Source organism: Brevundimonas sp. ALps5 (assembly GCF_058681645.1).
This window is the reverse complement of sequence record NZ_CM178744.1, coordinates 892772-914053: the sequence shown is the minus strand read 5'-3', so window position 1 is coordinate 914053 and position 21282 is coordinate 892772. Positions and strand designations below refer to the sequence as shown.

22 protein-coding genes and 1 riboswitch are annotated in these 21282 nt (G+C 67.8%); of the genes, 15 read left to right on the top strand and 7 right to left on the bottom strand.

Translation table 11 applies throughout. The features are described from left to right. Positions 1-15: 15 nt before the first annotated feature. Positions 16-615 carry a bifunctional diaminohydroxyphosphoribosylaminopyrimidine deaminase/5-amino-6-(5-phosphoribosylamino)uracil reductase RibD gene (locus ACW172_RS04345; protein WP_492033962.1) on the bottom strand — a complete coding sequence of 200 codons (600 nt, stop codon included), beginning with the start codon at positions 613-615 and terminating at the stop codon, positions 16-18. 29 nt (positions 616-644) lie between these two features. Next, positions 645-1358 carry a 2,3-diphosphoglycerate-dependent phosphoglycerate mutase gene (gpmA, locus tag ACW172_RS04340; RefSeq protein ID WP_492033961.1) on the bottom strand — a complete coding sequence of 238 codons (714 nt, stop codon included), beginning with the start codon at positions 1356-1358 and terminating at the stop codon, positions 645-647. 280 nt (positions 1359-1638) lie between these two features. Between gpmA and ACW172_RS04335 the strand changes: the two genes are divergently transcribed. Next, positions 1639-3135, top strand: coding sequence for a phosphomannomutase/phosphoglucomutase (locus ACW172_RS04335; RefSeq protein ID WP_492033960.1), 1497 nt, complete (start codon positions 1639-1641; stop codon positions 3133-3135). A 73-nt stretch (positions 3136-3208) separates the two neighbouring features. Then, entirely contained in the window at positions 3209-4510 is a 1302-nt protein-coding gene (locus tag ACW172_RS04330; RefSeq protein ID WP_492033959.1) for an FAD/NAD(P)-binding protein, read from the top strand. On the opposite strand, the gene ACW172_RS04325 is transcribed toward ACW172_RS04330, so the two are convergent. From ACW172_RS04325 to thiC, 5 genes are all read right to left on the bottom strand, one after another. Next, positions 4511-4876 (bottom strand): hypothetical protein, encoded by a 366-nt coding sequence (locus ACW172_RS04325; RefSeq protein ID WP_492033958.1) that lies wholly within the window; start codon positions 4874-4876, stop codon positions 4511-4513. Between the two features lie 82 nt (positions 4877-4958). Further along, positions 4959-5792 carry a DUF2461 domain-containing protein gene (locus ACW172_RS04320; protein WP_492033957.1) on the bottom strand — a complete coding sequence of 278 codons (834 nt, stop codon included), beginning with the start codon at positions 5790-5792 and terminating at the stop codon, positions 4959-4961. A 17-nt stretch (positions 5793-5809) separates the two neighbouring features. Continuing rightward, positions 5810-6115, bottom strand: a complete 306-nt coding sequence (locus ACW172_RS04315; protein ID WP_492033956.1) for a hypothetical protein — start codon at positions 6113-6115, stop codon at positions 5810-5812. 827 nt (positions 6116-6942) lie between these two features. Further along, positions 6943-7953 (bottom strand): AAA family ATPase, encoded by a 1011-nt coding sequence (locus ACW172_RS04310; RefSeq protein WP_492033955.1) that lies wholly within the window; start codon positions 7951-7953, stop codon positions 6943-6945. A 452-nt stretch (positions 7954-8405) separates the two neighbouring features. Beyond that, positions 8406-10235 carry a phosphomethylpyrimidine synthase ThiC gene (gene thiC / locus ACW172_RS04305; protein ID WP_492034937.1) on the bottom strand — a complete coding sequence of 610 codons (1830 nt, stop codon included), beginning with the start codon at positions 10233-10235 and terminating at the stop codon, positions 8406-8408. Positions 10236-10377: 142 nt separating this feature from the next. Further along, positions 10378-10486, bottom strand: a riboswitch (TPP riboswitch). Between the two features lie 221 nt (positions 10487-10707). Here thiC and ACW172_RS04300 point away from each other — a divergent pair. The 13 genes from ACW172_RS04300 to accD all read left to right on the top strand — a co-directional run bounded on the left by ACW172_RS04300 (position 10708) and on the right by accD (position 21096). Beyond that, positions 10708-11127, top strand: a complete 420-nt coding sequence (locus ACW172_RS04300) for a BLUF domain-containing protein (RefSeq protein ID WP_492033954.1) — start codon at positions 10708-10710, stop codon at positions 11125-11127. A gap of 73 nt (positions 11128-11200) precedes the next feature. Beyond that, on the top strand, positions 11201-12199 hold the full coding sequence (gene cuyA, locus ACW172_RS04295) for a D-cysteate sulfo-lyase (RefSeq protein ID WP_492033953.1): 999 nt from the start codon (positions 11201-11203) through the stop codon (positions 12197-12199). After that, positions 12199-12858, top strand: a complete 660-nt coding sequence (cuyB, locus tag ACW172_RS04290; protein ID WP_492033952.1) for a cysteate racemase — start codon at positions 12199-12201, stop codon at positions 12856-12858. The genes cuyA and cuyB overlap by 1 nt, the downstream gene beginning before the upstream one ends. Before the next feature lie 24 nt (positions 12859-12882). Beyond that, positions 12883-13446 (top strand): hypothetical protein, encoded by a 564-nt coding sequence (locus ACW172_RS04285; RefSeq protein WP_492033951.1) that lies wholly within the window; start codon positions 12883-12885, stop codon positions 13444-13446. Between the two features lie 50 nt (positions 13447-13496). Beyond that, complete coding sequence (locus tag ACW172_RS04280; protein WP_492033950.1) at positions 13497-14456, top strand: nucleoside hydrolase; 960 nt, start codon at positions 13497-13499, stop codon at positions 14454-14456. Then, positions 14453-15301 carry a ribokinase gene (locus ACW172_RS04275; protein WP_492033949.1) on the top strand — a complete coding sequence of 283 codons (849 nt, stop codon included), beginning with the start codon at positions 14453-14455 and terminating at the stop codon, positions 15299-15301. Before ACW172_RS04280 ends, ACW172_RS04275 begins: the two co-directional genes overlap by 4 nt. Positions 15302-15340: 39 nt before the next feature. Continuing rightward, positions 15341-16240 (top strand): class I SAM-dependent methyltransferase, encoded by a 900-nt coding sequence (locus ACW172_RS04270; protein ID WP_492033948.1) that lies wholly within the window; start codon positions 15341-15343, stop codon positions 16238-16240. Further along, the gene (locus tag ACW172_RS04265; protein WP_492033947.1) at positions 16237-16974 is read left to right on the top strand and encodes a pseudouridine synthase; all 738 of its coding nucleotides are present in this window, start codon (positions 16237-16239) and stop codon (positions 16972-16974) included. The genes ACW172_RS04270 and ACW172_RS04265 overlap by 4 nt, the downstream gene beginning before the upstream one ends. A 31-nt stretch (positions 16975-17005) precedes the next feature. Then, entirely contained in the window at positions 17006-17659 is a 654-nt protein-coding gene (locus tag ACW172_RS04260; protein ID WP_492033946.1) for a phosphoribosylanthranilate isomerase, read from the top strand. Positions 17660-17690: 31 nt separating this feature from the next. Further along, positions 17691-18905 carry a tryptophan synthase subunit beta gene (gene trpB, locus ACW172_RS04255; RefSeq protein ID WP_492033945.1) on the top strand — a complete coding sequence of 405 codons (1215 nt, stop codon included), beginning with the start codon at positions 17691-17693 and terminating at the stop codon, positions 18903-18905. A 2-nt stretch (positions 18906-18907) separates the two neighbouring features. Beyond that, the gene (locus ACW172_RS04250; protein WP_492033944.1) at positions 18908-19360 is read left to right on the top strand and encodes a hypothetical protein; all 453 of its coding nucleotides are present in this window, start codon (positions 18908-18910) and stop codon (positions 19358-19360) included. Continuing rightward, positions 19357-20187 (top strand): tryptophan synthase subunit alpha, encoded by an 831-nt coding sequence (gene trpA, locus ACW172_RS04245; protein WP_492033943.1) that lies wholly within the window; start codon positions 19357-19359, stop codon positions 20185-20187. The genes ACW172_RS04250 and trpA overlap by 4 nt, the downstream gene beginning before the upstream one ends. A 9-nt stretch (positions 20188-20196) precedes the next feature. Beyond that, entirely contained in the window at positions 20197-21096 is a 900-nt protein-coding gene (accD, locus tag ACW172_RS04240) for an acetyl-CoA carboxylase, carboxyltransferase subunit beta (RefSeq protein ID WP_492033942.1), read from the top strand. The last annotated feature ends 186 nt before the right edge of the window (positions 21097-21282 follow it).

The following is a 21282-nucleotide window of genomic DNA, read 5'->3' as shown; positions in this document are numbered from 1 at the left end:
CAGCCGCCTGACTCGTCAGGCGGTGAGGAGTCCTTGCTCGGCGAGGGCGTCGGCCAGTTCGCCGGGGCCGGTCCACAGCCGGGTATAGCCCGCCTCGCCCAAGCGCTTTAGTTCGGTGACCAGGTCGGCCCGCGGGGAGGCGACGAAGCGGGCGTCGAACCCTTGGCCGTCCTGGCTGATCCGGACCATGGGTCGGCCAGTCTCCAGACGGTGCAGGAAGCCTTCGCACAGCACCTTGCCCTCGTCGCACATGAGGCCGGTCTCGACGATCAGTCCGGCCTGACGCAGCCGCTCCGTGCCTCGGCCCGAGGCGAAGGGGGAGGGGTCCAGGCAGGCGACGACGACCCGCGCCACCCCGGCCTCGGCCAGATAGTGGGCGCAGGACTGGCGGCCCGAAGACCGCGCCCCGCACGGCTCCAGCGTCACATAGGCGGTCGATCCGGCGACGTTCGGGCCGGCGGCGGGGACGGCCTGTTCCTCGGCGTGGGGGCGTCCACCCGGCGCCGTTGCGGACTCCGAGAGCACCTGCCCATCCTTGACGATGATGCAGCCGACCGCCGGGTTGGGCCAGGTCTCGCCCATTCGCCCCATGGCCAGTTCGATGGCCCGAGCCATGAACCGGGAGTCTTCTGCTTCGGGCGTGCTCACGCGATGGCCGGCAGGCTTTCGGCCCGTCCCGCATCCAGATAGCGCGCCGAAACCGGCTTCAGATCAGCGTCCAGATCGATCTCCAGCGGATTGCCGGTCGGGATCTCGACCCCGACGATCTGGTCGTCCGGCACGTCGAACAGGTGTTTGACGATGGCGCGCAGCGAATTGCCGTGGGCGGCGATCAGCACGTCCTCCCCCGCCTTCAGGCGCGGGGCGATGGCGCTGTCCCAATAGGGCAGCACGCGATCCAGCGTGGTCTTCAGGCTTTCGGTGTCCGGAATGTCCTGACCGGCGTAGCGGGGGTCGGCGGTGAAGTCCCATTCGCCGCCGGGGGCCAGGGGCGGCGGCGGGACGTCATAGCTGCGGCGCCAAACCTTGACCTGGTCGTCGCCGTGCAGCTTCGCCGTCTCGGCCTTGTCGAGCCCGGTCAGGCCGCCGTAGTGGCGCTCGTTCAGCCGCCAGTCCTCGATCGTCGGCACGTCCTTGAGGCCCGCGGCCTGCAGGGCGATGGCGCCGGTGCGCTTGGCCCGGGTCAGGACCGAGGTGAACATCACCGCCGGGGTGAAGCTGGCCTCGGCGATCAGTTCGCCACCGCGCCGCGCCTGGGCCTCGCCCTCCGCCGTCAGATCGACATCGACCCAGCCGGTGAAGCGGTTCTCGAGGTTCCACTGGCTCTGGCCGTGACGAAGAAGGATCAGACGAGGCATGGTCGGCTCCGGCGTCGCACCGGAAGGGAGCCGGCGGCGCGGTTGGGAATTTTCTGGACCCTCGGCCTAGGACGCGACCCTTCAGGGGTCAAGCCGGGACCGTGACGGAATGATGAACCGTGATACGCGGAAGGCGATCCCGGTTGTTCCCCGCGCGGGCCGCCTCTATTAGGTCTGATCATGTCCGACCGATTGTTCTTCGCCCTGGCCGTTGTGATCGCGGCGGCCATGACGGCGGTGGCGCTCGTCTGGCCCTGATCATCCTCCCCAGGACTCTCGCATGTTGAAGCCCCGCCAGGATCTGGTTCCGAACACGGCCGATTATGAGGTTACGCCTCTGGTCAAGCCGACCGGGTTCCGCGAATACGACGCGCGCTGGATCCTGGAGAAGGAAATCAACCTGCTGGGCATCCAGGCCCTGGGCCTGGGCCTGGCCACCTATGTCCACGAGATCGGGGTGCAGCCGCGCATCGTCGTCGGCCACGACTTCCGGTCCTATTCGCTCAGCGTCAAACAAGCCCTGATCCTGGGTCTGCTGGACGGCGGGATGGAGGTGCTGGACATCGGTCTGGCCCTGTCGCCGATGGCCTACTACGGCCAGTTCGCCCTGAACGCGCCCTGCGTCGCGATGGTCACCGCCTCGCACAACGAGAACGGCTGGACGGGGGTCAAGATGGGCGCCCAGCCGCCCCTGACCTTCGGTCCCGACGAGATGGGCCGACTGAAGACCCTGGTGCTGGAAGGTCAGGGCGTCTCGCGTCCCGGCGGCCGGCTGGAACGCATCGAGGGCTTCCGCGAGCAATATATCGCCGACGTCGCCGCCAAGACGAAGTTGGCCCGTCCGCTCAAGGTCGTCTGCGCCTGCGGCAACGGCACCGCCGGCGTCTTCGCGCCTCAGGCACTGCGCCTGATGGGGTGCGAGGTGATCGAGATGGATACGTCACTCGACTATACCTTCCCCAAATACAATCCGAACCCGGAAGACCACGCCATGCTGGTCCAGATGGCCGAGAAGGTGAAGGAGACGGGTGCCGACCTGGCCCTTGGTTTCGACGGCGACGGCGACCGTTGCGGCGTCGTAGACGACACGGGCGAGGAGATCTTCGCCGACAAGATCGGCCTCATGCTGGCCCGCGACCTGTCGGTCTTGCACAAGGACGCGACCTTCGTGGTCGATGTGAAGTCGACGGGCCTCTACAAGACCGACGAGGTGCTCAAGGCCAACGGCGCCACGACGGTCTACTGGAAGACAGGCCACTCCTACATCAAGCGCAAGACCGCCGAACTGGGCGCCCTGGCCGGGTTCGAGAAGTCGGGCCACTTCTTCCTCTCGGGGCCGCTGGGCCACGGCTATGACGACGGCATCGTCGCCGCCGGCGCCGTTCTGGCCATGCTGGACCGCAACCCGGGCAAGAGCCTGTCGGAGCTGAAGACGGCCCTGCCGGACGCCTGGACCTCGCTGACGATGTCGCCGCACTGTTCGGACGAGACCAAGTATCAGGTCCTCGAAAAGCTGGTCGCCGAATACGAGGCCCTGTTCGCCGCGGGCGGTTCGATCCTGGGCCGCAAGATCGTCGAGGTGATCACCGTCAACGGCGCCCGCGTCCATCTGGAAGACGGCTCCTGGGTCCTGATCCGCGCCTCCTCGAACAAGCCGGAGATGGTCGTGGTGGTCGAGAGCATGCGCTCGGCCGACGACATGCGCGACCTGTTCCGTCAGGAGATGAAGCCGCGCCTCGCCGCCCACGGCGTCACCGACTACAATCAGGAAATCTAGATCGTGATCCGGAGCCTGCGGTTTGACGCCGCAGGCGACCCGGTCCAGAACCGCGTCATGTGTCGGAGCGGTCGTGACTGAGTCTGTGAAGCGGATCGCGATTGTCGGCGGCGGGTTTTCCGGCGCCATGCTGGCCGCGCGTCTGGCCGAGAGCGGCCTGTCCTCTGTCCTGATCGGCGCCACGCCCGAGGTCGGCCTCGGCGTCGCCTATTCGACCCCGTTCGAGGGGCATCTGCTCAATGTCCGGTCCAACCGGATGACGGCGGTCGAGGGCCAACCCGACGACTTCGTCGACTGGCTGAAGGCGAACCGGCCCGAGCTGGCCGACGCCTCCGACTTCGCCCCTCGCAAGGTCTATGGCGACTATGTCCGCGCCCGGCTGGCGGCGGTGGAGGCCGCGCATCCGGGTCGGATCGAACGCCGCGTGGGCATGGTCGCCGCCGTGACGCCTTCCGGTCTGACCCTGTCGGATGGAGAGACGGTGGAGACCGATACGGTCGTCCTGTGCACCGGCAATCCGGCGCCCAACGCGGGTGACGCCCGGGGCGAGCGGGTCATCGGCGATCCGTGGGCGCCCGGAGCGCTGGACCGGATCGGCCCCGAGGACGACGTCATCATCGTGGGCACGGGCCTGACCATGGTCGATATGGTGCAGGTGCTGGTCGCGCGCGGCTGGACCGGCAAGGCGACGGCCCTGTCGCGGCGGGGGCTGACGCCCCGGCCGCATAATCTGTTTCCGGACACGCCGACGCCCTTGCCGGCCGAGGCGCTCAGCGGACCGCTGTCACAGCGGTTGAAGGCGGTGCGCGAACTGGCCCGGCAGGGCTGCTGGCGCTGTGTGATGGAGGCCTATCGTCCGATCACGGCGGATCTCTGGATCGCCGCCACGCCGGACCAGCGCGCCCGGATGGTCCGACATCTGCGGCCCTGGTGGGACGTGCATCGCCACCGGATCGCGGCCCGGATCGGCCATGCCCTCGATGCGCTGAAGGCTGGGGGGCGGCTGACCGTTCTGGCCGGTCGGTTGGGACGGGTCGAGAGCGGCCCGGACGGCGTGACGGTCCACTGGTCTCCGCGTGGGGGAGGATTGGCTCAGCCCCTGACCGCCGCATGGATGATCGACTGCACCGGTCCGGCCCATTCGGCGGCGACCGATCCGCTGACCGCGCCCCTGATCGAGAGCGGCCGGGCGCGGATGGATCCGCTGCGGCTGGGGCTCGAGCTGGACGCCGCGGGGCGGGTGCTCAACGCCGACGGGACGCCGGACGCTGGCCTGTTCGTCCTCGGTCCCCCGGCCCGCGCGGCCTTCTGGGAGACCATCGCCGTGCCGGATATCCGGAAACGGATCGAGGCCGTCGTCGCGGCCCTGATCTGATCAGTCGGCGCGCGCCGGGAAGCTCGGCAGGCGGCCGTCGGGCGCGACGTCGTAGGAGATCGGCACGGAGCACTGGCCGACGCGGCGCTCGAGCAGCAGGGTCATCTGCACCGGATCGCCCTGACGGAACATCAGATCGGTCTGGACGGGACCCGACGGCCGCTCGGTCGAGGGGGTGTCGGCCCGCTGGAGTTCGCCGTTCCTGCAGTCGCTTCGGGCGGTCCCCTGCGACCGGACAACGCCGGGCAGGACATCATCGGCATCGATCCGGACGGTGGGCGCGACCGGCGGTTCGGCCGGGGGCGCAGGCCGGGACGCCGTCTGCGGCAGGGGCGCGGCGAGCAGCATCAGCATCAGGGGCAGCATGGGCGGTCTCCGTTGCGACGGTTCAAACCTGTGCTGGCCAGCCTCGGCCAGGCGGGAGCCGGACGCAAGTCACAACTGCGGGTCATGTCGCCGCATTCCCGAGCGCCTTCCAGCCGAACTCCAGCAGGGGGCGGGCGTCGGCGGCGAAGGCGGCGATGACGGCGGGCAGGCGGTCCGAGCCGATCTCGGCGCCGGTCAGCCGACGGCGGACGATCCAGCGGGTGCGCTTCAGGGCGGGGTCGAGCGGGCCGCCGGCGTGATCGGCGAAGTCACGGGGCGTCTTCTTGACCGGATCGCCGGGCGCGAGTTCGAGACCCGCCTTTTCCAGCGCCTCGACCATGGCGAAATACGCCGCCGGATTGGCGACCATGGCGCGGCGGACGGCGTCGATATTGGGCCGTTCCGACAGCCAGAAGCCGGCGGCCACGAAGGGGCCGGAGCCGGAATAGCTGTCCTCCTCGGTCTCCGGTTTGGCCGCGACGACCGCGCCGCGCGCCGAGGGCAGGGTGGCGGGATCCAGAGGGTCGATGCTGTCGGGATCGAAGTCCGGAACCGGCGCCCGCGAGCCGCCCTCGGGCTCGATATGGATATAGACCATGCCCGGCGACATCTTGCGCCATTCGCCGTCGGGGCCGGTGCGGCTGACGGTGGCGGCGACATGGACCTTGTACGGACGTTTGTCGTTGGAGAAGCGCACGTCGCGGTGAATGCGGAACTGGCTCTTCTTAGCATCGCCGCGCAGGGGGATGCCGCGCGCCGCCAGCAGGGGATTCAGATCGTCGATCAGGGCCGCCAGCCCGGGCTTCAGCCCCTCGTCATAGGCGGCGCGGTGGGCGGTGAACCAGTCGCGGTCGTTGTTGGCGGCCAGACCGGTCAGAAAGGCCAGGTCGGCGGCGGCGAAGCCGGTGAAGCTCATACTTAGTCGGGGCCTGTTCAGTCGTGGTCCAGAGGTTCGATGCGGCCGAGGCGCAGGCGGTCGACGGTCAGTTCGCCGATGTGCAGCCGCTCGAACCGGCCGCGTTTGACGCTCAGCCGACCGATGGCCAGCGCCCCGATCGCCATGGCCCCGACCATCAGACTGCCCAGACCGAGGGTCCCGACGGCGCCCGCCCCGACCGCGCCTGCGCCCAGAGCTCCGGATTCCGCCGAGACCTTGCGCAGAGTGCGCGTCGGCGGCGCGTGGCCGGGAACGGCCCCTCGGGCGCGGGATCGGGCTTCGCGATCGAAGACATTGCTCATGGGCGGGAGGATAGCATGGAACTCCGCTTCCTTCCCCCCTTGCGGGAGAAGGTGCCCCGGAGGGGCGGATGAGGGGTTGCGCCGACGTTTGACGTCCCACGCATTCGGATATTCCTCTCCTGACGGGCCTGTGTGACCCCTCATCCGTCGCGCTCCGCGCGCCACCTTCTCCCGCAAGGGGAGAAGGCACAAATAATCGCCCTCACACGCCATGCGCTGAAGCTGTCGGGGGCCCATCCTGGTGGGGGCTGGGCGGAGCGACGGGCCTTCGCCCGGGACCGTGGGGTTATGTGTTTTTCGGCAAAGACAGATCGCTCCGCACGGACGGTTTTCGACTGCGCCGAGGGCCTGGCTTCGCTCTTAACGAACGCCCCGTCTGCGCGCCGTGGGCGGCGGAGGCGACGACCTCCTGCCGGACCGGTACGGGTACTCCTCCCCGCCCCTGAGCCTGCCGGACTCGCACCGGCTCGACTTCGCGTCCCCTTCGGCGTCTCCGCCGCCAGGTCGCGCCCACTCCCTCCGTTCCCGCCGCCGCTTCGGATCGCCGGCCGAGCGAGCCCCCTGACGACAGGACGCGAGCATTATAGGCGGGTTTTCGGGCGTGCTTGATTGGGGCGGGTGAGAAAGGCGGAAACCCGGGAAATCGTTGGGATTGGGGAGGGGGTATTGTGATGGCTGGAGCGGGTCGAGGTCGCAATCCTCCCCCAACGGGGGAGGGGGACCGCGAAGCGGTGGAGGGGGCTCACCGCTGGCTCTTGCAGTAAGCGCTAGTGGAAAGCGGCTTTCCAGCCACTGCTAGGGACGGGGAACGAGAGTGGTATGTGTCCCTAACCAGTCACTCGCACTAGGAGCGGGATAAGATCTGCGCGGAACTCACGCCAAGAAAGTTTAGCGAACTCTCGGCACAGCTCATCTTGAACCGCGTCAGTGGACCGGCCCGTCCGTTGACTCAGATATTCGAGAACCCGCTCTACGGCATCCTTCGCCGACCTGCGGAGGGGGCCTCCCGCTAGATTTTCGTCGAATGCCGCAATTGATGCCCCCAAGCGGATTTGGTTGTCTCGCATGCGGACACGCAACCCCTGCTCAACGGCCGCTAGATTGGTTCTCATATACGCGATCAGGCCAACTTCAGGAGCCCAAGGCAGATAGGCGATGTGGTTGGCCAGCCGGTCAAACTTGGCAAGACGAGGATTGTGATTGGCGCGCCAAGCCACGAGCGTTTCCTGCGCCACATCTCCGTCCAATAGCGCTTGTTGTCGACACCTATCTGGAAGGACGGCCCTGTTCTGATCGAGAAATGCCACTACCTCCTTAAATCCCCCGACTGGAAGGACTTTTACTGTAGGTCTAACGCTCGGATCTTCAAAACGTTCTTCAAGATACTGATCTAAATATCCCGAAACTATATCCTTTGCGAACAGGTCCTCAACGTAAGCGACCCCGTCAGGAATTGTCTCCTCGTCGTAAGCGATGTTTCCGATGGCGTAAGTGGGGTAGCAGCCGACGATAGGAACAATCTCTCCATCATCTTGGCGATCGAGATATATAATGCGTCGACGATCTGCTACCTTCAGTAAAGTCACGGAATGTGTTGAAAATAAAACCGTCAGTCGTTTTTGATTTGACTGCTCTGTTAAATACTCAAGAAGTCTAATTTGTGCCTTGGGGTGAAGAGCCATTTCTAACTCGTCCACAATGATCATGCTGTTATTCTGAACGGAATGGACAAGCTTAAGGAGCTTTAGCACGCAAAGCTCGCCCAAGCTGAAATGTTTTTCAGAGTGGTAGGACGTGGGGTTTCCGCCTGTTAACAGGACGAAGGCGTCGTTTCCCACGCCTCTTGCAAGGTTTACGGTCCTTAGGTCGTCCTGTCGCCCGTGGCGCCCATGTACGTGACCGAGGGGTAGCCAAATCGGGCAAGTAGGGTGGCGTTGCTTCGGGGGCGAGGTGTCCACCGCTCGCCTCGATAAGCGTATTCGACGGTATCCCCATTAATCTCGTAGGTAACGCTGCCTTGAGCGTGATTGTCTAAGCGAGTGGACCTCAATGAACTCGGAAAGTGGACCGGAAACGCGTTTGGGTAACCGATCCGTCGGATGCAGGCCAAGAGTGAGGTCTTACCAGCGCCATTGCCGGCGGTCAGAAGCCATACCCCTCGGTCAGGAACTTCGAAGCGCAGCTTCGCTATGTTCCGTAGGTTCCGAATCTCAATTGTTCCAGCCATAGGCACCTCCCCTAAGCGGGAGCGTTAGCCATTTTGTCCGGGAGGTAAAGCGTCAGGTTGTGCTCACACCTTCACCTCCACCACCCCGCCCCCGGCGCGGAACTTCGCCGACATCTCCGCCATCCCGGCCTCGGCCGCTTCCAGGCTCGCCCCCGCATCATTCTGCGCCTGGGCATCCCGGCGGATGTCCTGGCTGATCTTCATCGAGCAGAATTTCGGGCCGCACATGGAGCAGAAGTGGGCGGTCTTGTGGGCTTCTTTCGGGAGGGTCTCGTCGTGGTATTTGCGGGCCGTTTCGGGGTCGAGGCCGAGGTTGAACTGGTCTTCCCAGCGGAACTCGAACCGGGCGCGTGACAGGGCGTCGTCGTGCAGGCGGGCGGCCGGGTGGCCCTTGGCCAGGTCGGCGGCGTGGGCGGCGATCTTGTAGGTGATGACGCCATCCTTGACGTCCTGACGGTCGGGCAGGCCGAGGTGCTCCTTGGGCGTGACGTAGCAGAGCATGGCCGTGCCGAACCAGCCGATCATGGCCGCGCCGATGGCCGAGGTGATGTGGTCATAGCCGGGGGCGATGTCGGTGGTCAGCGGGCCAAGCGTATAGAAGGGCGCCTCGTGGCAGTGTTTGAGCTGCTCATCCATGTTCGCCTTGATCTTGTGCATCGGGACGTGGCCCGGGCCCTCGATCATCACCTGACAGCCCTTCGCCCAGGCGATCTTCGTCAGCTCGCCCAGGGTGCGCAGCTCGGCGAACTGGGCCTCGTCATTGGCGTCGGCGATCGAGCCGGGACGCAGGCCGTCGCCGAGGCTGAACGACACGTCGTAGGCCCGCATGATGTCGCAGATCTCTTCGAAATGCTCGTAGAGGAAGCTCTCCCTGTGGTGGCTCAGGCACCATTTGGCCATGATCGAGCCGCCGCGGCTGACGATGCCGGTGACCCGTTTGGCCGTCATCGGGATGAAGGGCAGGCGGACGCCGGCGTGGATGGTGAAATAGTCGACGCCCTGTTCGCACTGCTCGATCAGGGTGTCGCGATAGACCTCCCAGGTCAGGTCCTCGGCGATGCCGTTGACCTTCTCCAGCGCCTGATAGATCGGCACGGTGCCGATGGGGACGGACGAGTTGCGGATGATCCAGTCGCGGATGTTGTGGATGTTGCGGCCGGTCGACAGGTCCATGACGTTGTCGGCGCCCCAGCGGGTGGCCCAGACCAGTTTGTCGACCTCGTCGTCCACCGAGCTGAGGACCGCCGAGTTGCCGATGTTGGCGTTGATCTTCACCAGGAAGTTGCGGCCGATGATCATCGGCTCGACCTCGGGGTGGTTGATGTTGTGCGGGATGATGGCCCGGCCGCGGGCGATCTCCTGACGCACGAACTCCGGGGTCACGAAGTCGGGGATCGCGGCGCCGAAGTCCTCGCCGTCGCGGATGCAGGGGGCGTTCTGCTCGCGGCGCAGGTTCTCGCGGATGGCGACATATTCCATCTCGGGCGTGATGATGCCGGCCCTGGCGTATTCGTACTGGGTGACCGGGCGGCCCTCGACGCCCTTGAACACCTTGTGGTTCGAGACGTCGAAGCGCGGGGCGAGGTGGCGGCCCGAGGCGTGGCCGTTGTCCTCGGGTTTGACCTCGCGGGGGTTCTCGACCGGGGCGATGTCGCCGCGGTCCAGCTGCCAGCTGGTCTTCACCAGCGGCAGGCCCTTTTTGATGTCGATCGTGACGGTCGGGTCGGTGTAGGGGCCGGAGCTGTCATAGATGGTCACCGGCGGCTCGTTGGCGCTCGGGTGGACGGCGACCTCGCGGAAGGGGACGCGGATGTCGGGGAAGAGCTCGCCCGAGACATAGACCTTCTTCGACCCGGCGCGCTCGCCGGTCGGGATGGTCCCGGTCTCCGCCATCACCTGTTCGCGGGCGTCTTTCAGAGCCAGTTCGACGTTCGGCTCTTCCGGGAGCGCGGGCGGGGTGACTTGAATGTTCATGGCGGCCTCAGGTGTTGAGGGCTGCGCCGGCGCGGGGAATGAAATTGGTCCTGTGGCGTGCGGACCGGAAGCGTACTCATCCCTTCGCCGGCATGACCCGGATCAGGTTCGGCCGGTCAGAGGGCTACCTCAATCTCAGCGGCTCGAATGCCGCCCCCGGGAGAACGCGATGACCCTAGGGCAATCGGGCGCCGGGCTCAACCGGCGAGGTTCAGGTAATCGGGGAGGTGGTGCGGCGGCCAATTGTGGCGCGTTTAAGGCGAATTTCATTGGCCCGCAAGCGAGGGTTGTGAGATTTTCGTTTCCGTTCAGGGCCTTATGAGTTTGGAAACGTTTACAGGAAATGGTCGTTTCCTAGTAAACCGCTTCGCTTCCATCCCCCGGGAACGCCATGACAAAGACGCTCCAGCGACTGGTGTATCGCAGTACCGCCACCGGCAGCACGACCTCCCTCCTGAACCTTGTTTCCATCCTCGGCGAGAGCCAACGCAACAACGACCGCGATGAGCTGACCGGGGCGCTGGCCGCCCACGGCGGGCGCTATGTCCAGGTGGTCGAGGGGGCGGCGACGACCCTGGACGGCCTGCTGCGCCGGCTGGAACGGGACCCGCGCCACAAGGACATCAAGCTGCTGGAGCGCGAGAACATCGCCACGCGCGAGTTCGGGCGGTGGGCCATGGCCAATGCGGTGGTGACGCCCGAGGCGGCGCCGGTGCTGGAAGAGCTGATGGCGTCCGACTTCCCCTCGGCGGCCCTGATCGTCGAGGCGCTGAAGGCGGCGGTCGACCTGCAGCACGCCGAGGCGGCTTAGGCGTCTTCCCTCAGTCGTCTGGGCGCCGCCGCATCGGCGGCGTAGGAGGGTTTCGCAAACCGGAGCCCCCCTCATGCACCTCGCCCGCTTCCCCCGCGTCCGACTGGCCCATCTGCCCACGCCGCTGGAGCCCCTGCCGCGCCTGTCCGAGGCTCTGGGCGTCGAACTGTGGATCAAGCGCGACGACTGCACCGGCCTGGCCGGCGGCGGCAACAAGACGCGGAAGCTCGAATTCCTGCTCGGCGACGCCTTCGAACAGGGGGCGGATACGCTGGTGACCCAGGGCGCGGTCCAGTCCAACCATGTGCGCCAGACCGCGGCGGCCGCGGCGGCCCACGGGCTCAAGTGCGAGATCATTCTGGAAGAGCGGACGGGGTCGAAGGCGACCGACTACACCCGCAACGGCAACGTCCTGCTGGACCGGCTGTTTGACGCCCAGATCCGCACCGTGCCGGGCGGCTCGGACATGGTCGCCGAGCTGGAGATCTCGGCCGAGGCGGTGAGGAAGCGCGGCGGCAAGCCCTATGTCATCCCGGGCGGCGGCTCCAACCCGATCGGGGCGCTGGGCTACGCCGACTGCGCGCGCGAGATCGTGGTCCAGGCCGATGAGCTGGACATGCCGATCGACCGGATCGTGACGGCGACGGGCAGCGCCGGGACCCATGCGGGTCTGGTCGCCGGTCTGGCGGTCATGGGCGCGGACATCCCTGTGCTGGGCATCGGGGTCCGGGCGCCGAAGGAGAAGCAGGAGGCCAATGTCCTGAAGCTGGCGAAGGAGACGGCGGTGCTGCTGGGCCGTCCGGACGCCGTGACCGACGGGATGGTCGTCGCAGACTGCGACTATGTCGGCGCGGGCTATGGTCTGGTCGACGAGGCGGTGATCGAGGCGCTCAAGCTGGCTGCCCGCACCGACGGCATCGTCCTGGACCCCGTCTATACCGGCAAGGCGATGAAGGGGCTGATCGCCCTGGCCCGCGCCGGCCGGTTCGAGAACGAAACCGTGGTCTTCCTGCACACCGGCGGAGCGCAGGGCCTGTTCGGCTATCAGGGCGAGATCGAGGGTTCGCTGTAATGAAGGTGCTGGGCGTTCTCGGCGGCATGGGGCCGGCGGCGACGGTGGCGTTTCTGGCGCGGGTCCAGGCCCTGACCCCGGCCGAGGGCGACGCCGACCACATCCGCGTCCTGATGGACATGAACCCCCAGGTGCCGGACCGGAACAGGACGCCGGATCAGGCCGAGGCGGTGCTGGGCGAGATGGCGGCGCGGCTGAGGGACGCGGGCGCCGAGGTCATCGCCATGCCGTGCAATACGGCGCACGCTCAAGGCGCCGGCATCCGGGCGGCGGGCCTGCCCTTTATCGACATGATCGCCGAGACGACGGCGGCCGTCGTGGCGACGGGAGCAAGGCGGGCGGGCATCCTCGCCACGCCCGGCGGCGAGGCCCTCTATACGGCGGCCCTGACGGCGGCGGGGATCGAACCGGTGGTGCTGGACGGCGCCGACCGCGAGACCTTCATGGCCCGGGTCTATGGGGTCAAGGCGGGCGACATGGGCGAGGCGGCGCGGACGCGCATGGCCCAGCTGGCGGCGGCCCTGGTCGCGCGTGGGGCCGAGGTGGTCATCGCCGGCTGCACCGAGGTGCCGTTGCTGCTGAGCGCGGCCGAGGTGACGGTTCCGCTGGTGGATTCCGCCGAGGTGCTGGCCGGGGCTTGCGTCAAGGCCTGCCGCTGAGCTTAACAGGTCCGGGGGGACATCATGGCCGACGACATTCGCAGCTATCTGCTGGCCGGAGAGAAGGTGCTCTGGTCGGGCAAGCCGCAGCAGGGGCTGAGGTTCGCGCCGATCGACATCTTCCTGGTGCCGTTCAGCTTCATCTGGGCCGGAATGGCGGTCTTCATCGGCGGCCAGGCGATCTGGTCCATGCCGTTCTCGCTCTTCACCCTGATGCCCTGTCTGTTCGTCGTGGTCGGCGTCTATATGAGCGTCGGCCGTTTCGTTCAGGACATCTGGGTCCGCGCCCGGACCGACTATCTGCTGACCGATCGAAGAGCGGTTATCCATCGTCGCCCGGCCTTTGCGGGTCTGGGCAGCGATCTGGTCGTCGTGGATCTGACGCGGGGCGCGCAGGTGCGGTTCAAGGCCGGCATGGGCGATCGTGGCTCCATCGTCTTCGGACAGGAGATCGGCTTCAACCTCTTCCGTCGCGCCAACGTCGGCCAGTGGGTGCCCAGCCTTGACCCGACGGCCCGCTTCATCGGCATCGAGAACGCCCGCCGGGTGTTCGACCAGATCCAGACGCTGCAGAGCCGCGCAGGCTAGGGAAAAGGCGAGGCTTGCCCTTCGCCCCGACCCTCGCCAAACCTGTCGCGATGACGACGCGTAGCCTGATTATCGATTGCGACCCCGGGGTGGATGACGCCGTGGGGTTGTTCCTCGCCTTCGCCGCGCCCGGGCTGGAGCTGCTGGCGGTGACCACGGTGGGCGGCAATGTCCCGGTGACGGCGACGGCGCGCAACGCCCGGATCATGCGCCAGATCGCCGGGCGCGGGGATGTGCCGGTGTTCGCGGGCGCCGAGCGGCCTCTGGTGCGCGAACCGGCCGGGGCGGGCGAGTTCCATGGACTGGAAGGGACCGGCGACCTGACCGCCTTCGAACCCGAGGCGCCCGTGGCTAAGGGGCATGCGGTCGACGCCATCATCGATCTGGTCATGAGCCGGCCGGCGGGTGAAGTCGCCCTGTCGGTCATGGGGCCGATGACCAATGTCGCCCTGGCCATGCGCAAGGAGCCCGGGCTGGCCGCCCATGTCGGCTGTGTCGTCGTCATGGGCGGCGCGCGCAGTGAAGGCGGCAACATCACCGCCTCGGCCGAGTTCAACATCTGGGCCGACCCGGATGCGGCGGCCGAGGTCTTCGCCTCGGGCTGCGAGATGATCGTCATGGGTCTGGACGCCACCCATCAGGTGCGCGCGACCGAGGACAGGATCGCCGCCATCGAGGCCATCGGCACACCGGCCGCCGACGCCACGGCCTCCATGCTGCGCTTCTCCCAGCGGATCGAGCGGACCGTCGTCGGTTGGGATGCGGCGCCGCTGCATGACCCCTGCACCGTCGCCTGGCTGCTCAAGCCCGAACTGTTCGAGACCCGGCCCTGCCGGATCGAGGTCGAGACCGCGTCCGACCTGACCCGCGGCCATACGGCGGTGGAGTTCCGCATCGACCCCGCGACCGCGCGACATCACTGGGCGACGCAAGCGAACGGGCAGGGGGTGTTCGACCTGATCACGGCGACGCTGAAAGGCGCCGCCCCGTCGCGAAAGGCCGTCGGATGAACATCACCGTCGTCGGCTCGATCAACCTCGACTTCGTCGCCTCCGCCCCCAGCCTGCCGGCGCCGGGTGAGACGGTCACGGGCGCGACCCTGATGCGCCATCCGGGCGGCAAGGGCGCCAATCAGGCTCTGGCGGCCGAGAAGCTGGGCGCCGAAGTCGCCCTGATCGGCCGCGTCGGCGACGACGGCATGGCGGGCGTGGCCCTGGCCCTGATGGAGGATTTCGGAGTCGATCTGGCGGGGGTCGAGGTCGATATCGCCGCCCCGACCGGCGTCGCCCTGATCGCCGTCGATCCGTCGGGCGAGAACCAGATCGTGGTCGCGGCGGGCGCCAACCACATGGTTACGCCCGAACAGCTGCCCGCCCGGATCGAGGGGCCGCTGATCGTCCAGTTGGAGCTGCCGATCGCGACGGTGGAGGCCGCTGTCGGCCGCGCCGTCGGCTTCGTCTGCGCCAACCTGGCCCCGGCGGCGCCGGTGTCGGAGGCCCTGCTGCGCCGCGCCGACCTGATCGTGGTCAATGAGGGGGAGGCCGCCTTCTACGGCGACCTGCTGCATCACGGCGGCGGCCGGGTGGTGATCACCCAAGGCGCGCGCGGGGCCGAGATGTACCAGCGCGGGGTCAAGATCGCCTGGGCCAGTCCGCCGAAGATCACGGCGGTGGACGCCACCGGCGCGGGCGACGCCTTCGTGGGCGCCATCACCGTGGCCCTGCTGGACGGGATGGAGCCGGCGGAGGCGCTGAAGTTCGCCTGCGCCGCCGGGGCCGTCGCCGCCACCCGGGCCGGGGCCCAGCCGTCCCTGCCGACGCGCGACGAGGTCGAGGCGCTGCTGGCTGAGGGCTGAGGTTTCCTGTTCGAGGCGGAACCGGCTATAGGCGCCGCGATGAACACGATCCTCTATGGACGGCCGCCGCTGGTCTTCGATCCGCCCGGCGCCGCGACCCAAACCTCGCCCCTGATCCCCGGCTCGACCCCGCTGGAAAGCCTTGAGCCCGGCTCGGCCGACGAGATCATGATCTATGCCCCGCCCGGCGTGCTGGAACGGCGCTACACCCTGGCGCTGGCGCTCAAGGCGTTGAAGGTCGGCGGGCGGCTGGACGTCATGGCCCCCAAGGACAAGGGTGGCTCGCGCCTGAAGAAAGAACTGGAGGCCTTCGGCGTTGAGATCGGCGAGACGGCCAAGGCGCATCACCGCCGCTGCGTGGTCATCAAACCGGAGAGCATGACCGGGATCGAAGCGGCCATCGAGGCGGGCGCGCCGCGTCTGGTCGAGGGTCTGGAAGCCTGGTCGCAGCCCGGCATCTTCGCCTGGGACCGGATCGACGGCGGGTCGGCCCTGCTGGCCCAGGTCCTGCCGCCGCTGAAGGGCAAGGGCGCCGACCTCGGCTGCGGCTACGGCGCCCTGTCGACGGTGGTGTTGCGCTCGCCCGCGGTGACGGCCCTGAAGCTGGTCGACACCGACCGGCGCGCAGTCGAGGCCGCGAAACGCAATGTCGAGGATCCGCGCGCGAGTTTCGACTGGGCCGACGTGCGGACGCTGGAAGGCGAGGGGAACCTCGACTTCATCGTCATGAATCCGCCCTTCCACGACGGCGGCGCCGAGGACCGGCGTCTGGGTCAGGCCTTCATCAGGAAGGCCGCGGAAATGCTCAAGAAGGGCGGGGTCCTGTGGCTCGTCGCCAATCGTCACCTGCCCTATGAGGCCGAGCTGAAGGACGCCTTCAAGCGCGTGACCCCGGTCGGCGACGGCGGCGGTTACAAGCTGTTCGAAGCTGTGAAATGAAGACCCCTACGAGCCGCGTCGACAAGCTGCTCGGCTCCATGGGCTACGGCTCGCGGACCGAGATCGCACGGCTGGGCAAGGTCGGGGGCATCGTACTGGACGGCGTCGATCTGACGGATGTGTCGAAGCGGATTCCGGTGACGCCGGACCTGCCGTCGCGGATGGAGATCGACGGCGAGCCGCTGGATCCGGTCGCGGGTCTGGTCATGCTGCTGAACAAGCCGCTGGGCATGACCTGTTCGCGCAAGGAAGACGGGGCGCTGGTCTATGACATCCTGCCGGAGCGCTGGAAACGTCGCGACCCGGCCCTCTCGACCATCGGGCGGCTGGACAAACAGACCTCGGGCCTCTTGCTGCTGACCGACGATGGCGACCTGCTGCACCGGGTGATCAGCCCGAAGAAACATGTGGCCAAGGTCTATCGCGCGACGCTCGCCCGGCCTCTGGTCGGGACGGAGGGCGCGCTGTTTGAGCAGGGCGGTCTGGTGCTGGAGGGCGAGGACAAGCCGCTGGCGCCGGCCTGGCTGGAGGTTCTGTCGCCGACCGAGGCCCGGCTGACGGTGACTGAGGGCCGCTACCACATGGTGCGCCGCATGTTCGCCGCTGTCGGCAACCACGTCGAGGCCCTGCACCGCGAGCGGCTGGGCGGCTTACGCCTGCCCGACGATCTGGCGCCCGGCGAATGGCGGTTGCTGGATCAGGCGGGCATTGACGCGATCTTCGTGGGCTCTTGACCTCGGACCGCCCGCCGCGCACCTGCGGGGCATGACTACCGGCGTGAAGATCTGCGGCCTGACCACTCCCGAGACGCTCGACGTCGCGCTGGACGGCGGGGCGCGCTTTGTCGGGGCGGTGATCTTCGAGAAGAGCCCGCGCCATCTCGAGCCGCTGGAGGCCGCCTCCCTGTTCGAGCGGGCGCGGCGACGGGCGAATGTGGTGGCGGTGGTGGTCGATCCGGGCGACCGGCTGCTGACCGAGATCGGGCTGATGCTGCGACCGAACTTCATCCAGCTGCACGGCTCCGAGACGCCCGCGCGCGCCGAGGAGGTCCGGCGACTGACCGGAGCCGGGATCATCAAGGCCCTGCCGATCCGGAGCGCGGAGGATTTCGGCGCGGCTGACGAGTGGGCGCCTTTCGCTGACCATCTGATGTTCGACGCCAAGCCGCCCGAGGGCGCGGATCTGCCGGGCGGGGTGGGGGCGTCGTTCGACTGGTCCCTGCTGGCCGGCCATATTCGCAAGGGTGGGGCATTCAAGAACCCCTGGTTCCTGGCGGGTGGGCTGAACCCGGAAAACGTCGCCGAGGCGATCCGGATCTCGGGCGCGCCCCTGGTGGACGTGTCCTCTGGCGTCGAAAGCGCCCCGGGTGTTAAGGACCCCGCTCTGATTGCGGCGTTTCTGAAGGCGGCGCGGTCGTAATTCCGACGCCTGCCCGCTCGAAGGTCCGCCTGTGAACGCCATCCTGCCCAACGCCTACGCTCAACCCGACGCCGAGGGCCGTTTCGGTCCCTATGGCGGCCGGTTCGTGCCCGAGACCCTGATGCCGCTGGTGCTGCAGCTGGACGAGGCCTATGCGGCGGCCAAGGCGGACCCGAGCTTCCAGGCCGAGCTGGACGGCTTCCTGACCCACTATGTCGGTCGCGAGAGCCCGCTCTATTTCGCAGAGCGCCTGACCGAGCATTTCGGCGGGGCGAACATCTGGCTGAAGCGCGAGGACCTGAACCACACGGGCGCGCACAAGATCAACAACTGCATGGGCCAGATCCTGCTGGCCCGTCGTATGGGCCGAACCCGGATCATCGCCGAGACCGGCGCGGGCCAGCACGGGGTGGCGACGGCGACCGTCTGCGCCCGCTTCGGCCTGCCCTGCACCGTCTATATGGGCGCGGTCGATGTCGAGCGGCAGCAGCCGAACGTTTTCCGCATGAAGCTTCTGGGGGCCGAGGTCTTCCCCGTCACCGCCGGCGCCGCGACCCTGAAGGACGCGATGAACGAGGCGATGCGTGACTGGGTCACCAATGTCGAGGACACCTATTACATCATCGGCACGGCGGCCGGGATGCACCCCTATCCGATGATGGTGCGCGACTTCCAGTCGGTGATTGGCAAGGAGATCAAGAGCCAGTCGATGGCCCGGATGGGCAAATTGCCAGAGGCCGTGGTCGCCTGTATCGGCGGCGGGTCGAACGCCATCGGCGCCTTCCATCCCTTCATCGACGACGCCGGGGTGCGGCTGATCGGGGTCGAGGCGGCGGGCCATGGGCTGGACACGCCCGATCATGCGGCCTCGCTGAAGGGCGGGCGGCCCGGCGTGCTGCACGGCAACCGCACCTATCTGCTCCAGGACGACGACGGCCAGATCCTCGAGGGTCACTCCATCTCGGCCGGCCTCGACTATCCGGGCATCGGGCCCGAGCATGCCTGGCTGCACGATATCGGCCGCGCCGAATACCGCTCGGCGACCGATCAGGAGGCGCTGGACGCCTTCCAGCTGTGTTCGAAGCTCGAGGGCATCATCCCCGCTCTGGAGCCCTCCCACGCCCTGGCCCGCACCGGCGAGATCGCGAAGGAAGTCGGCAAGGGCGGCGATGTGGTGCTGCTGATGTCGGGACGGGGCGACAAGGATATCTTCCAGGTCGCGAAATATCTGGGTGTGGAGCTGTGAACATGAAGATCCTGACCATCGCCGCGACGGCGCTTCTGTTGTCCGCCAGTATGGCGTCGGCCCAAACTCCGGCGGAGCAGGGGCAGCCGGCGACGGACACGCCCGTTCTGGCCGGCGCCACCCCGGCTCCGGATTGCGGAAATCTGTACGAGCTGAACGGCAAGGCGTTCTGCGTGTCGGCCCTGCTGACCGGCGTGGGCGCCCTGGCCGAGACCTATATCTCCGACTTCGAGAGCAAGGGCTGGCTGGTCGCCGCCGGCGACAACAACCGCGTGGTCTTCGTCAAGCGCCGCACGAGCGGCGGTTGCGACGGGCTTCAGATGCAGGCCTTCTACGACACCGCGACGGCGACGACGCCGACGACGCTCGGTTACCTCGGCTTCGCCACCATTCCGGGCGACCTTTGCGCCGCTCGTCCGGCCCCGACGGCGCCCGCCGGACCGCCCGCCCAATGACCACCGCCCGTATCGACGCCCGTTTCGCCGCGCTCAAGGCCGAGGGCCGGGCCGGCTTCGTCGCCTATGTGATGGCCGGCGATCCCTCGCGCGACCAGGCGCTGGACATCCTGAAGGGTCTGCCCGCCGCCGGGGCCGACATCATCGAACTGGGCTTCCCCTTCTCGGACCCCATGGCCGAGGGGCCGCCTATCCAGCGCGCCGCCCAGCGCGGTTTGAAGGCCGGGCTGACGTTGAAGGGCACGCTGGCGCTCGCCGCCGCCTTCCGTGAGACCGACGCCGACACCCCGGTGATCCTGATGGGCTATCTGAACCCCATCGAGAGCCACGGCTATGAGGCCTTCGCGCGCGATGCCGCCGCCGCCGGTATCGACGGCCTGATCGTCGTCGACTGCCCGCCGGAAGAGGCCGATCCGCTTTCCGACGCCCTTGATGCGAACGGCGTGTCGCTGATCCGTCTGGCCACCCCGACCTCGGACGACGCCCGGCTGAAGGTCATCGCGCGGCGCACCTCGGGCTTCGTCTACTACGTCTCGGTCGCCGGTGTGACCGGGGTGAAGGAGGCCCAGGCCCAGTCCGTCGCCCCCGCCGTCGAGCGCGTCCGCAAGGCCTCGGGCCTGCCGGTCGCCGTCGGCTTCGGGGTCAAGACGCCCGAGCGCGCCGCCGAGATCGCCCGCGTCGCCGACGCCGTGGTGGTCGGTTCGGTGCTGGTCGAGGAAGTCGCCGCCGCCCTTGCCGCGAACGAACCGGCAGCCCCGCGCGTTCTGGCGAAGGTGAAGGCCCTCGGCGACGCCGTCCGGGGTGCGCGCGTGGGCGAAACCGTCTAGAGACCCCCGATGGCCGATAACAAATCCCCCAATGACAAGCCCAAGGTCGGCTGGCTCTCGCGCTTCGCCCCGGGCGTGCGCAAGATCGTCAGCCGCCGCACGAACGAGACCCCCGACAATCTCTGGGTGAAGGATCCGGACTCGGGCGAGATGCTCTACCGCTCGGACCTGGAGGCCGCCCTGTGGGTGACGCCCTCGGGCCGGCACATGCGGCTGAACGCCGAGCAGCGGCTGCGCTACACCTTCGACGACGGCCAGTTCGAGGCGATCGATACGCCCGACGTGCCCGAGGATCCGCTCAAGTTCTCGGACGGCAAGTCCTACAAGGATCGCCTCGGCGCGGCGCGCAAGGCGGCCGGCCGCAAGGACACGATGATGATCGGCTTCGGCGAGATCGACGGCACGCCCGCCGTGGTCATCGTCCAGGACTTCAGCTTCATGGGCGGATCGCTGGGCACCGCGGCGGGCGAGGCCTTCATCGCCGCCGCCCAGGCCGCCATCGCCCGTGAGGTTCCGCTGGTCTGCTTCACCGCCGCCGGCGGCGCCCGGATGCAGGAGGGCGCGCTCAGCCTGATGCAGATGGCCCGCTCGACCCTGGCCGTGCAGGAGCTGAAATCGGCCCAGCTGCCCTACGTCGTGGTCCTGACCGATCCGACCACGGGCGGCGTCACCGCCAGTTACGCCATGCTGGGCGACGTCCACCTGGCCGAGCCGGGGGCCCTGATCGGCTTCGCCGGCGCGCGGGTGATCGAGAGCACCATTCGGGAAAAACTGCCGCCCGGCTTCCAGCGCGCCGAATATCTTCAGGAGAAGGGGATGGTCGACAAGGTGGTCGCCCGCCCCGATCTGCCGGAGACCCTGGGCGCCGTCCTGTCGATGCTGATGGGCGGCAAGCGCCGCGCCGCCTGAACCGGCCGGAGAGACAGGCGAGGGGGTTGCCCGAAACGACCCCTTTTCGCGACCTGAGGGGGCAGGAAATACCCCCGAAGTGGCAAGTCCATACCAAAGTTAGGACGCGCGCCGGGCGCGCGTCCTCTAGATTGCCTCTGGTCCGGACGTAGTAAGTCCGGGCGGGCGGCCCGGTCGCTTAAGTCC